This window comes from Marixanthomonas ophiurae (assembly GCF_003413745.1).
In the GTDB taxonomy this organism is placed as follows: domain Bacteria; phylum Bacteroidota; class Bacteroidia; order Flavobacteriales; family Flavobacteriaceae; genus Marixanthomonas; species Marixanthomonas ophiurae.
Window position 1 is genome coordinate 554,759 of the sequence record NZ_QVID01000002.1, and the last position, 13,277, is coordinate 568,035.

General features: G+C 36.4%; 11 protein-coding genes. 8 read left to right on the top strand and 3 right to left on the bottom strand.

Annotation, left to right across the window (positions count from 1 at the left end; all coding sequences use genetic code 11):
• Positions 1-13 precede the first annotated feature (13 nt).
• Complete coding sequence (gene bshA, locus DZ858_RS12725) at positions 14-1,144, top strand: N-acetyl-alpha-D-glucosaminyl L-malate synthase BshA (RefSeq protein WP_117160044.1); 1,131 nt, start codon at positions 14-16, stop codon at positions 1,142-1,144.
• 40 nt (positions 1,145-1,184) lie between these two features.
• A complete protein-coding gene (locus tag DZ858_RS12730) occupies positions 1,185-1,634 on the top strand; it encodes a protease complex subunit PrcB family protein (protein WP_117160045.1) in 450 nt (149 codons plus the stop codon).
• 145 nt (positions 1,635-1,779) lie between these two features.
• On the opposite strand, the gene DZ858_RS12735 is transcribed toward DZ858_RS12730, so the two are convergent.
• On the bottom strand, positions 1,780-3,234 hold the full coding sequence (locus DZ858_RS12735) for a membrane dipeptidase (RefSeq protein ID WP_117160046.1): 1,455 nt from the start codon (positions 3,232-3,234) through the stop codon (positions 1,780-1,782).
• A 134-nt stretch (positions 3,235-3,368) separates the two neighbouring features.
• Positions 3,369-3,869: a hypothetical protein gene (locus DZ858_RS12740; protein WP_117160047.1), complete on the bottom strand. Its 501-nt coding sequence runs from the start codon at positions 3,867-3,869 to the stop codon at positions 3,369-3,371.
• A 144-nt stretch (positions 3,870-4,013) separates the two neighbouring features.
• On the opposite strand from DZ858_RS12740, the gene DZ858_RS12745 reads away from it, so the two are divergent.
• Complete coding sequence (locus tag DZ858_RS12745; RefSeq protein WP_117160048.1) at positions 4,014-6,932, top strand: FAD-binding and (Fe-S)-binding domain-containing protein; 2,919 nt, start codon at positions 4,014-4,016, stop codon at positions 6,930-6,932.
• Here the strand turns inward: DZ858_RS12745 and DZ858_RS12750 are convergent.
• Positions 6,919-7,794, bottom strand: a complete 876-nt coding sequence (locus tag DZ858_RS12750) for a UDP-2,3-diacylglucosamine diphosphatase (RefSeq protein WP_117160049.1) — start codon at positions 7,792-7,794, stop codon at positions 6,919-6,921. The genes DZ858_RS12745 and DZ858_RS12750 overlap by 14 nt on opposite strands.
• A gap of 123 nt (positions 7,795-7,917) precedes the next feature.
• Between DZ858_RS12750 and aroC the strand changes: the two genes are divergently transcribed.
• From aroC to DZ858_RS12775, 5 genes are all read left to right on the top strand, one after another.
• Entirely contained in the window at positions 7,918-8,982 is a 1,065-nt protein-coding gene (gene aroC / locus DZ858_RS12755; RefSeq protein ID WP_117160050.1) for a chorismate synthase, read from the top strand.
• Between the two features lie 55 nt (positions 8,983-9,037).
• The gene (locus DZ858_RS12760) at positions 9,038-10,339 is read left to right on the top strand and encodes a dicarboxylate/amino acid:cation symporter (RefSeq protein ID WP_117160051.1); all 1,302 of its coding nucleotides are present in this window, start codon (positions 9,038-9,040) and stop codon (positions 10,337-10,339) included.
• A gap of 193 nt (positions 10,340-10,532) precedes the next feature.
• Positions 10,533-11,330 carry a hypothetical protein gene (locus DZ858_RS12765; protein ID WP_117160052.1) on the top strand — a complete coding sequence of 266 codons (798 nt, stop codon included), beginning with the start codon at positions 10,533-10,535 and terminating at the stop codon, positions 11,328-11,330.
• Between the two features lie 88 nt (positions 11,331-11,418).
• Entirely contained in the window at positions 11,419-12,447 is a 1,029-nt protein-coding gene (gene gshB / locus DZ858_RS12770; protein WP_117160053.1) for a glutathione synthase, read from the top strand.
• The gene (locus tag DZ858_RS12775) at positions 12,447-13,277 is read left to right on the top strand and encodes an N-formylglutamate amidohydrolase (protein WP_117160054.1); all 831 of its coding nucleotides are present in this window, start codon (positions 12,447-12,449) and stop codon (positions 13,275-13,277) included. The genes gshB and DZ858_RS12775 overlap by 1 nt, the downstream gene beginning before the upstream one ends.

The following is a 13,277-nucleotide window of genomic DNA, read 5'->3' on the forward strand; positions in this document are numbered from 1 at the left end:
AAGAAAATAAAGTATGAAAATAGCCATTGTATGTTACCCGACTTTTGGCGGTAGTGGTGTTGTTGCTACCGAATTAGGCATAGCCCTATCAGAACGAGGCCATGAAGTTCATTTTGTAACCTATAAGCAACCAGTTCGGTTAGAGCTACTTTCAAAAAAAATATTTTTTCACGAAGTATCGGTACCTGACTATCCATTGTTTCACTATCAACCTTATGAATTGGCACTATCCAGTAAATTGGTCGATACCGTTAAGTTGCACAACATAGATTTGCTACACGTACATTATGCCATTCCCCATGCATATGCAGGTTATATGGCCAAAAAAATGCTAGAAGAAGAAGGGATTTACTTGCCTATGGTAACCACCTTGCATGGAACAGACATTACCTTAGTAGGAAACCATGAGTTTTATAAGCCAGCTGTAACATTTAGTATTAATAAAAGTGATGTGGTTACCTCGGTTTCACAAAGTCTGAAAGACGATACCAACCGTCTTTTTACTGTTGAAGACGATATCAAGGTAGTCCCTAATTTTATTGATATGGCGAAGCACAATCCATCTTTTACTGATTGTCAAAGAGATTTAATGGCCGAACCCCAAGAACATATCATAACACATGTAAGTAACCTTCGGAAAGTAAAACGGGTGACTGATGTGATTGAAGTGTTCGACCGTATTCAGAAAAAAATACCTGCTAAATTATTAATGGTAGGCGAGGGACCTGAAAAAGAAACTTGTGAAGAACTTTGTATTGAAAAAGGAATAAAAAATAAAGTTGTCTTTTTAGGGAATAGCAGTGAAGTAGGTAAAATTTTGTGTTTTAGTGATCTGTTTTTGTTGCCTTCGGAAAAAGAAAGTTTTGGTTTGGCGGCTTTAGAAGCTATGGCCAGTGGTGTTCCTGTTATTTCGAGTAATGCCGGCGGACTTCCAGAAGTTAATAAAAATGGAGTAAGTGGCTATTTAAGTGATGTTGGTAATGTAGATGAAATGGCTAAAAATGCCGTCTCAATACTTTCTTCTAAAGAAACTCTTGCAAAATTTAAAAAACAGGCTCGAGAAACCGCAAAAACCTTCGATACTAAAAATATTGTACCTTTATACGAAGCAGTTTATGAACAAGCTGTAAAAATGAAAGTGTAAAGTATACACTGTTTATCTGCTTCATAAAAATTTGATACGGATGAAAATTCTCTTAATGTCTATTGTAATATTATTCTCTACGTGTAAGGGTGGTCAATCACCTCAGGTTGAAGTATCTAATAATATTCCTTTTCAAGTGTTGGTTTCGTCATCACAAAGTAATATTGAAGAACCACAACGTAAAATCATTAAAAGCCAAGAAGAACTACAAACTCTTTTTGCTGAAATAAATAAGACACGAAAACCGGGAATCCCAATCCCTGAAATAGACTTTGATAAAGAAATAGTGGCTTTTATTAATTTTGGGCAAACCTCTACAGGAGGTTATACTGTTGCTGTTGAGAGTATAAAAGAAACTAAAGATAATATAATGATTTTTGTAGGTGGAACTTCGCCCAACCAGGGAGATAATGTAACCATGGTACTCACAACTCCTTTCACCATGATAAAACTTAACAAACAAATTTTACCAATCGTTTTTGAAGACTAGTCATTTCGACGAAGGAGAAATCACATCCTACTTAACACATTCTGTCAGTCACGAATTGTTTGATATTTGATGCTTTTTTATTGTGCTTTTATCTTTACGCTCAATTGCGATTCCTCGTCGTACCTCCATCAGAATGACAAATTCATTAATAGTTTCGTTCAATAAATTCCATTGCATTACCGCGTAGCACGCGTTCTACAATTGCTTCGCCCGTAATTCTATTAAAATCTTTTAAATTTTTTCGGTTTTTGGATATATATGCTTTGGCGTGTTTAACTAGCTCATCAGCCAGATCACGAATGTTTTCAGCGGTCCATATACCTTTTAAAGGGTTGATAATTCCATCAAAATCACTACCAATACATTGTATCCCCCAACAGAACAAACCTTCTTTATCCAGGACTTCAGCGACATGTTCTACTTGTCGCCAAACCAATAACGATTTTTTTTGAAGCTGTTTCCGTTTATTCGGAAAGTAGATTTTAGATTCCTTAATCGCTTTCGGGCTGCCTATTCGTCTTTCGTCTAACTGTATCCCAAAAATTCCATTGCTTCTTGCTATTCGTATAAATTCAGTATCAAAAAAATTAATATCTATTTGGTTGAAATATTCAGCTCGATCTGGATAATCTGTTTTATTCTTTTCAATCAAAGATCGATATCCATTCGCTGCTCCGTGGCTGGCAATTACAGGGATATCTTCAGTATTAAAAGCGGTGTCCAATAAACCATAATACGTTTTTCTGGAATCTTCGCTCATATGCTTTACATCTATGGGAATCCGATTTCCGTTTGTATCATCCAGTAACAAATTGATTGCCTCGAATCCTAACGGTGTTATCCCTGTGTTAATACCCCGCTTTTGGTTATTCTCTAAAGCACCAATGCTAATGCTTTTAGCATGACCGCATAGTTCATTATAAAAATGATGAGCAAAAGTGATAAATAATGGTCTGTGTTTCCATTGTTTTACTTTTTGTATGTTTTCTTTAACTTCAATAGGATTTGCTGTGTTTTCGTTTATTTTCAATCCGGTGTTGAATGCATGACCGCCCTCTATGGTTATTAATATATTTATGATTTTTTTGGTATCGGTTTCTAATTGTTTGTTGGTCTCAATCTCAGCATAACTGCTGACCACTCGGTAGGTGTAAAAAATACCGTCAACTTTTTCAACTTGATTATTGAGTTGCAGGAAAAAATCGTATTCCGAAAGTAAGTCTTCAAAATAGTTATCGTGACTTAGCACATAATCAATACGACTTTGGCTAATGCTAGCGGCGAGATTTACAAGAACATCCGTTAAACCCTTCCAACCCCATACTCTTCTGCTTAAGAAGTGTTTTTCAAAAGGATAGAGACTCACAATAACTACTTTAGTTTTTGCTTTTGCCAAAGCCGTCATATCGGTTTGGGTAAATTTGGTGAGTGTTACAATACGGTTTACAAACTTCTCCAAAAAGTTTGGCGGACTGTAATGCCAAATTGAATTTTTACGGCCAGTGTTGAGTGCATTTTGCTTTTTAGGGATGTATTTAAAACTTTTGCTATATGGTTTTAAAGAAGGATGGCAATGGATGTCTGTATAATGCGTTTCCATAATTGGTTTGTACCGTGTTGTATTTCATAAAGTTAAGCAACATAATCTACAAACGAAAGGAGTTTTATCCTGAAATTTGACATAAAAAAACCCTTGCTGATAACAAGGGTTTGATTTTCTATGCTTTTTACTGTTTAGAATTGGTAGCGAACACCTAATGCAATGTCGAAATCTACATCGTCATTGTAGTCGCCAAATCCAAATTCAGGTCTAAAGTCTAATGATAATAATAATGGAATATCAAAATTATATTCAATACCAATATCACCAGCTAGAAATACATAGGTTTCGGTATCATCAAACCTATCATCATCATTGTCAAAAAAGTCATCATCAAAATCTACTTGAGCAATACCAGCACCTGGACCAGCATACCAATTAAAGCCGCCGTCAATATTCCATACCCATTGGTATATACCTACGAGCTTATAAGCATCAAAATTATTATTGCTTCTCCAGCCTAAACCAAACTCAAGGCGGTTATTATCTCCTACAGCACGTTGGTAATTTATTTCGGTACCAAAACCATCACTGTCACCAAGGCGTAGTCCAATTGCGTTATCTGCAATTTCTTGTGCTTGTGCACTAAAAGAAAAGGCTCCAATAGCTATTAAAATCAATACTAATTTTTTCATAATTGTTGTTTTATGTTTGTTAACTAAGCAAATGTAGGTTGATTATATACACGTATGTGTTAACGCGTTCCTAACTTTAAAAGTGTATTTTAGAAAGTTTTGTTAAAGAAGAAACACTCGTTTTTTTACATTTACATAAATACTATGAAAAAAGAGTTTGCTTATTTTACGGCCATTTTTGAAGGCGATTTTTACTATGATGATCTTCATAAATCAATTTATGCTACAGATGCTTCGGTGTATCGTAAACTTCCGCTAGCAGTGGCTTTTCCTAAAACGGAATACGCGATTCAACAATTAATTGAATTTGCTCAAAAAAATAATACATCACTTATTCCACGAACAGCCGGAACCTCATTAGCAGGGCAATGTGTGGGCGATGGAATTGTCGTAGATGTTTCTAAATATTTTACTAATATCATTTCTGTTGATATCCAGAATAAAGCGGTAACCGTGCAACCGGGTGTTATTCGTGATGAATTAAATACTTATTTAAAGGAATACGACTTGTTTTTTGGGCCTAATACGTCAACATCCAATCGATGTATGATTGGCGGAATGGTAGGTAATAACAGTAGCGGTACAACATCGATTCAATACGGAGTAACACGTGATAAAGTGTTGCAGTTAAAAACGATTCTGGCAAATGGTGAAAGGTCAGTCTTTAATTCAATATCTAAAGAGAGATTTCTTCAGAAAACAAAAGAAAATACATTTGAAGGGGCAATTTATAAAACAATATATGCTGAATTAGCTTCAGAAGCAACTCGGACTGAAATCAAAAGCCAATTTCCAAAAGCTGAAATACACCGTAGAAACACAGGATATGCAGTCGATGCATTAATCGATACCGAACTATTTGATGAGAATTCAGAGGAAAAGATAAACCTTTGTAAACTACTCTGCGGAAGTGAAGGAACCCTTGCCTTTACTACCGAAATCACGCTTCAGTTAGATGATTTACCGCCTCAATACACTGCCATGGTGGTGTCGCAATACAAAAGTCTGGAAAATTGTTTAAATGACGTTTCCGTAGCGATGCAGCACAATTTGCATACCTGCGAAATGATGGACGATGTAATTTTGAATTGCACCAAAGACAGTAAAAAATATGAATCCTATCGCTTTTTCGTAGAAGGCGAACCTAAAGCCTTGCTACTGCTTGAATTAAAAGCTGATACAGTTAAAGATCTGGAACGCCAAACGGAGGCTTTGTTGCTTTCTCTTTCCACTTCAGGTTTAAGTTATACGATGCCTGTTTTAAAAGGGGGTGAAATCAATATGGCATTGGAGCTTCGAAAGGCAGGACTCGGACTCTTAGGCAATATGGTGGGCGACAAAAAAGCCGTGGCCTGTATTGAGGATACAGCAGTAGCGTTAGAAGATTTGCCTAGTTATATAGCTGACTTCACTGCGTTGATGCAGAAATATGATCAAAAAGCGGTGTATTATGCACACGCCGGAGCGGGAGAGTTGCATTTACGACCAATTTTAAATTTAAAAGATGGGGAAGGTGTTGCATATTTTAGAAAGATTACGAACGATGTTGCGATGCTTACTAAAAAATATAAAGGCTCTTTTTCAGGAGAACACGGCGACGGTATTGTTCGTGCCGAATTTCTAGAAATGCTTATCGGGGAGCAGAATTTTTCCCTTCTGAAGAAAATAAAACAAATATTCGATCCCAACAACATTTTCAACCCAGGTAAAATAACCGATGCTTGGAAGATGGACGAATCATTACGATATGAAATTGATCGAGCAGAACCGGAAGTAGAAACGATGTTAAACTTCTCAGACAGCGAAGGGATTCTTCGGTTAGTTGAAAAATGTAATGGTAGCGGTGATTGCCGGAAAACTGCTAAAACCGATGGAGCGATGTGCCCCAGTTATCACGTAACTAAAAATGAAAAAGACACGACCCGAGCCCGAGCCAATATGTTGCGGGAAGTGTTGACCAATAATACGGCAGCAAATAAATTTAACAGCAACGAATTAAAAGATGTTTTTGACTTATGCATTAGCTGCAAGGCCTGCGGAAATGAATGTCCCAGTAATGTGGATATGGCTACTGCAAAAGCTGAATTTTTATATCAATACAATAAAGCAAATGGCACTTCAATTTCCACCGAATTATTCGCAAAAAGCAGTCAGTTAAATAAAATGGGAGCACGATTTCCAAGATTAACAAATGCTGTTTATAAAAATGGATTTACTTCAAAAATTTTAAAAAACATTAGTGGTGTAGCATCTGAAAGAAGCTTACCTTTTATTTCAAGAAAAAGTTTTAGTAAAATATATCAATCAAAAGAAAATCAAATAACTACTAAAAACAAAGAAGTTATTTTATTTGTGGATGAATTCAGTAACTATCTCGATGCTGAGATTGCTGAAGATGCGTTTGATTTACTAATTGGTTTAGGATATAAAGTGACGATTATAGATCATTTGGACAGTGCAAGGGCGTTGATAAGTAAAGGGTTTATAGAAGAAGCTAAAAAGGAGGTTGATAGCAATATTGATTATTTAAAAGATATCGTTTCAGAAGAAAAACCAATGTTGGGTATTGAGCCTTCCGCTATTTTGGGTTTTCGAGATGAATATCTCAGAATGGCAGATGATATCGCTTCAGCAAAAGTGCTTTCAATAAACTGTTTTTTACTAGAAGAATTTCTAGCTTCAGAAATAAAACTAGGGAATATAACCGCAACTCAATTTACTTCCGAAGCTAGACGCATTAAAATACATAATCATTGTCATCAAAAAGCATTGAGCAATCAAAAAATCACATTCGATCTATTGAATTTACCAAAAAACTACAAGCCGACTATCATACCCTCGGGTTGCTGTGGTATGGCGGGAAGTTTTGGGTACGAAAAAGAACACTATGAAGTAAGTATGCAGATAGGCGAATTAAAACTATTTCCGGCGGTTAGAAAAGCTTCAAAAGATACTATCATTGCAGCCAATGGGACGAGTTGTAGGCATCAAATAAAGGATGGAACTGGCGTGCAAGCATTACACCCAATTACTATTTTAAAAAGAGCACTTATTCATAAATAAAAGCTGATAGAAACTCAGGGTATGCTTCTGCATCATCGTCAATAATTTCATCGTAAACTGGCTTTAGAAATGGATTTTTTTCACCGTGTGTGTATAGCATCCAACGTTCGTTATTATACTCTAAAGCGGTTAAGTTTTCAATCCAATCGCCGCTATTTAAATAGATACAACTGCCTTTATTGTTTGTCACTTTTTTTATTATAGGCTGGTGTATATGACCACATGCCACAAAATTGTATCCCTCATCAATGGCAAGATCGGTTGCAGTGGTTTCAAAATCACTAATAAATTTAAGAGCTCCTTTTACACTATTTTTTATTTTTTTTGAAAGCGAATATTTGTCTTTTCCAAATTTTGCTAAACAATGATTTACAAAACGGTTAAATAGGATAAGTAAATCATATCCCCAGCCACCTAATTTAGCAATCCATTTGGTGTGCTGTATAGAGGCATCAAACACATCACCGTGGAAAAACCAAGCTTTTTTTCCGTCGATATTTAAAATAAGTTTATCCAATATTTGAATATTCCCCATCTTAGTATCACTAAAACGGCGTAGCTTTTCATCGTGATTTCCAGTTAAATAATATACTTTGGTGCCCTTTGCAGCCAAAGCAATTATTTTTTTAATAACCTGTAAATGTGCTTTCGGAAAATATCGTTTTCTGAATTGCCAGATATCAATAATATCACCGTTTAAAATTAATTTCTTAGGCTTTACAGAATTCAAATAGTGTAACACTTCTTTGGCGTGGCAGCCATACGTACCCAAATGAATGTCTGATAATACAACGATTTCTACTTTTCTTTTCAAGATGTCAATTTGGAATACAAAGATTTTCAAATTTGCCAATATTCTCATTAAGACAATGTTACCAATAGTTGGTGAAATAGTTATGCGTTATACTTTGTGTTTTTAAACTATTAAGAAGAACGTTTATTTTTAAGTTTCAGTTGTAAGATTTACATTTGTTAAAAACAGAATATGGCTGGTAATTCCTTCGGAAACATTTTTAAACTCATCACTTTTGGCGAATCGCACGGCGAAGCCTTAGGCGGAATTATTGATGGATGCCCAGCAGGGTTGTCAATAGATCTAGATGCTATTGAAGCAGAAATGCAACGCCGAAAACCAGGTCAATCTTCTATTGTTACGCAACGAAAAGAACCTGATACTGTAAAATTTCTCAGCGGTATTTTTAAAGGAAAAACCACGGGAACACCTATTGGCTTTGTCATTGAGAATACCAACCAAAAGTCTAAAGACTACTCACATATAAAAGATACTTACCGACCGTCGCATGCAGACTATACGTATGATAAAAAATACGGTAATCGTGATTATAGGGGAGGAGGCCGATCTTCAGCTCGCGAAACCGCTTGCAGGGTTGCAGCCGGTGCCATAGCCAAACAGTTGTTAAAAAATGTTAAAATCACAGCTTACGTATCTTCTGTTGGCAAATTATCGCTTCAGAAAAAATATTCGGAAGTCAATTTCAATGAAATAGAAAATAATCCGGTTCGCTGTGCGGATAAGGGTATGGCTATAAAAATGGAAGCGTATATTAAAGAAATTAGAAAACAAGGTGATACCGTTGGAGGACAGATAACGTGCGTCATTGAGAATATTCCTGTTGGTCTAGGCGAGCCTGTTTTTGATAAACTGCATGCCCAATTAGGCAAAGCGATGCTTTCCATAAACGCCGTGAAAGGCTTTGAATACGGCAGTGGCTTTGAAGGAACGAAAATGAAAGGAAGTGAACATAATGATTTGTTTAACAAAGACGGAAGCACTAAAACCAATTATAGCGGTGGTGTACAGGGAGGAATAAGCAATGGCGAGCCTATCTATTTTAATGTAGCCTTTAAACCTGTCGCCACAATTATGCAGAAACAACAAACCATTAACAGTGAAGGAGAGCAGGTTCACATGCAAGGTAAAGGGCGTCATGACCCTTGTGTAGTACCTCGTGCAGTGCCTATAGTAGAAGCGATGTCAGCATTAGTATTAGCTGATTTTTGGCTACTGAACAAACTCGCTAAACTCTAAAAGATTATCTGTATATTACGAAACATCAAAATAAAAGATCAATAGCATTACATATATGAAGAAACTGGCTTTACACTGGCAAATTTTATTAGGAATGGCACTTGGGGTTGTTTTCGCCCTTTTATTAACCAATTTTGGCTGGGGACCTGGTTTTATTGAAGATTGGGTAAAACCTTTCGGAACCATATTCATAAACGCCTTAAAGTTAATCGCCGTACCATTAATCCTTGCTTCTTTAATTAAGGGAGTTTCTGACTTAAAAGATATTTCCAGTCTATCGCAAATGGGGTTACGTACTATTATAACCTATGTAATTACTACGGTAATTGCCGTATCCATTGGATTGGGAGTTGTTAATTTGGTAAAACCAGGAAAGACTATTACTGAAGAAACTCGTTCTGAATTAGTGGAAGCGTACGGGGGTGAAGCTGAAATGAAACGACAGGATGCGCAGCGTCAAAAAGATGCAGGTCCATTACAAGCCTTGGAGGATTTAGTACCTGATAATATAATTGGGGCTTCTTCCAGTAACCGAAACATGCTTCAAGTAATATTCTTTGCTATTTTCTTTGGAATAGGATTGATATTAATTCCTGAAAAAACAGCAAAACCCGTAAAAGATTTTTTCGATGGCTTTAATGAAGTCATCCTCAAAATGATTGATCTTATCATGTTAACCGCTCCCTATGGTGTTTTTGCTTTATTGGCAGCTTTAGTGGTGGAAGCCCCAAGTGCCGATCTTTTTGCGGCATTAGGAATGTATGCATTGTGTGTTGTTGGCGGACTAGCCTTAATGATTGGAGTATATATTTTATTGGTATGGACATTTACAAGACATACGCCAAAGAGTTTCCTTAACGGAATTGGCCCAGCTCAATTATTAGCATTCTCAACAAGCTCGAGTGCTGCAACCCTACCAGTGACTATGGAACGGGTAGAAGAACATTTAGGAGTAAAGCGTGAGGTAACCAGTTTTGTATTACCAATTGGAGCCACAATTAATATGGATGGAACCAGTTTATACCAAGCTGTAGCAGCTGTATTTATTGCACAAGCCTTTGGGATGGATCTTTCTTTTGGAACCCAACTAGGAATTATCGCAACCGCAACCTTGGCTTCTATAGGTTCTGCTGCCGTGCCAGGTGCTGGGATGGTGATGCTGGTAATTGTATTGGCACAAGCTGGAATTCCTGAAGCTGGTCTTGCACTAATTTTTGCCATTGATAGACCCTTAGATATGTGTCGTACCACGGTAAATGTTACAGGTGATGCTGCCGTTTCTATGATGGTTGCAAAGTCGCAAGGCAAATTAGGCGTTCCACAAGTCAAGGATTGGGATGATAATTATAAGAAATAGTTTATCACATTCAGTTATTTTAATAAGGAAAAGACTGTAACTTGCTAGTCTACAGGTTTTTTAAAGTGTTTTTTTATTAAAAAAATTGGAGAAATAAAACTTTTTTGTATATTTATATACTTCCCAGTAACTATATCCCAAAATTTACATGTAACCGAAAGTATGCTATGATTCATTTTAAAAAATCATAGTTATGAAGAAGTCTTTCCTAGTTACCGTTTTTAGCTTATTAACAAGTATTGTATCAGCTCAAGTGGGTATTGGTACAACTACTCCATCACCTGCATCTATGTTAGAGGTGAGTAGCACCGCAGATGGAGGGAATACCTATAGAGGGTTTATGCCGCCAAGGGTTGAAGATCAAACAGACCGAAATTTAATAAACGCTAGTTCTACAGACATCGGTCTTCTTGTTTTTGTAATGGAAACTGGAACATTAGAAATATGGAACGGCGTTAATTGGGAAACCATTTCTACATTAAACACTAATATTACTACATTAGCGGCTCAAGATTTTGATGGTAATCTAACTTGGGCTTATAGTTTAAACCCTACGGCTTATAACGTGGGAAATGATATTTGGGATGTAATAACCTCATTGGGAAGTGGCAATACTTCAGCGATTGATTTGGTCTCTGGAAACTTTTTAGGTTGTCGTGATCTGGATAATCCTAATGGAGGGGGAAACATGCAGCATGAAATCAGTTTTGTAAATGTCGATGTATCATCTTTAACAAATGTGAGAGTAGCTTTCGATTATGATATTTTTGAGTTTGACAATGGTGATGATGTACATTATGAAGTTTTTTATAACAATGTAGGTCAAGGAGTAGTAAACCTTATTAATGGTAATGCAGACCTTACTACTGAAGGAACCGAAATAATCAATGTTCCACCTTCTGCTGTAAATGTTAGGATAACGCTTTCAATTGAACAAGATGGAGACCTTGATTTTGCGGGCTTCGATAATTTTCGAGTCTACGGGCAGTAAGCATATTGAAATCACTATCTTTTATATTATTTCCTTTCAACTTACCACATAATTAGTATATTTAAAATACTAATTAAAATTGAACCTCATGAACGTTTGCTTTATCATGTATCCTTGGGATGAAATAGATCCTGAAAATGACTCAACCTTAGCATTAATAAAAGAATTTGCCAAGCGAGGCCACGGCATAGTCACGACAACGCCAGCTAATTTGACGATTCGCGATAGCGTTGCTTTTGCTTTTTCAAGATGTTTAAAGCGAAAAGATAAATTGCCTAAAGGACTAAAAGCGTTTCACAAAAATGCTGAGTTTTACGACGAGATGTTGCCTATGGCAGGTTTTGATGTAATCATCCTTCGTAGTAACCCTCCGTTAGATATGATTATGCTTAACTTTTTAGATTCCGTCAAGGATGATGTATTTATCATGAATGATCTCGATGGAATTCGCCGTGCAAATAATAAACTTTACACGGCTGTTTTTGAGGACGAAAACAACGAGATGATTCCGCGAACGCACGTAACCAAAAATAAACAATATCTAAAAAATATTATTAAAGAAGGCCCTGATCGTATGATTTTAAAACCTCTAAATGGTTTTGGAGGCTCCGGGGTGATTTTAATTGAAAAAAGTGCCATGAAGAGTATTAACTCTTTACTTGATTTTTATATAGACAATAAAGATGGAACTTCAAACTACGTAATTTTACAAGACTATATTGAAGGAGCCGATCAAGGCGATGTTCGTATTTTGCTGTTAAACGGCCAACCTATTGGTGCGATGCGACGTGTACCGGGTGATGAAGATCATAGAAGTAATGTAAGCGCTGGGGGTAGTGTACAAAAACATACGTTAAGTAAACAAGAAAAAGAACTATGCCGTCGTATTGGTCCTAAACTAGTGAAAGATGGATTGTATTTTGTTGGTATCGATGTAATTGGCGGAAAGCTTGTTGAAGTAAATGTAATGTCTCCTGGCGGAATAACCTATATTAATAAAGTGTATAAAACGAAAGTACAAGAAAAAATCATCGATTTTGTAGAAGATAAGGTGTTAGAACGTGTTAGTGCTTTTGAACGCCGCCAAAAACTTCGTAAACATGTAAGTGATGCGTAATGGAAAGATTAGCTGTTTCAGAAATCATTAAAAAAATTGAGGCGGAAGCACCATTTGAAGCCGTCGCTGAAGATTACTCATTCACCTTAAAGATTGACGAATACGTGCCTTACGTTTGTGGTGCTGTGCACGATGGGCATCAATTTAGAAAAGAGTTATGGGAAAACTGTATTCATACGGAATATGAACGTTGGTTTGAAGAAGATCCTTGTACCAAAGAGTTTATAAAAACGCATCCTATTGTAATTGCTGGTTGCGATAGTAGGTTTGAATATGACCTGAATCGCGATCCAGATAATGCGATATTCGATTTAGCTTGGGGGAAACAATTGTGGAAAGAACCTTTGAGCCCTTCAGAAAAAAAACAAAGCCTTGAAAAACATACTGAATTTTATTCGGTAGTTCATGCCCTGATATCAAAACTAGAAGAAAAGTTCGGCACTATTGTGGTGTATGATATGCATAGCTATAATTGGCGTCGATGGGATAGGGAAGTGCCAGTAATTAATTTAGGCACTTCAAATGTTGACAATGATCGTTTTGGTGACTTAGTTGAAAGCTGGCGAAAATCTTTATCAGAATTACAATTGCCACACGACATAAAAGCTACTTCAAAAATTAACGATACCTTTTTCGGAAATGGTTATTTTTTGAAATTCATCACCCAGAATTTTAAAAATACGTTAGTTTTGGCAACTGAATTCAAGAAAATTTATTGTGACGAACTACGAGAATTGATCTACCCTGAAGTAGTTTCAGCCATTGAACAACAGCTTCAGCAGAAAGTTAAAGAACACGCTACGTTGTTTTACAATACGTTTAATAAATAA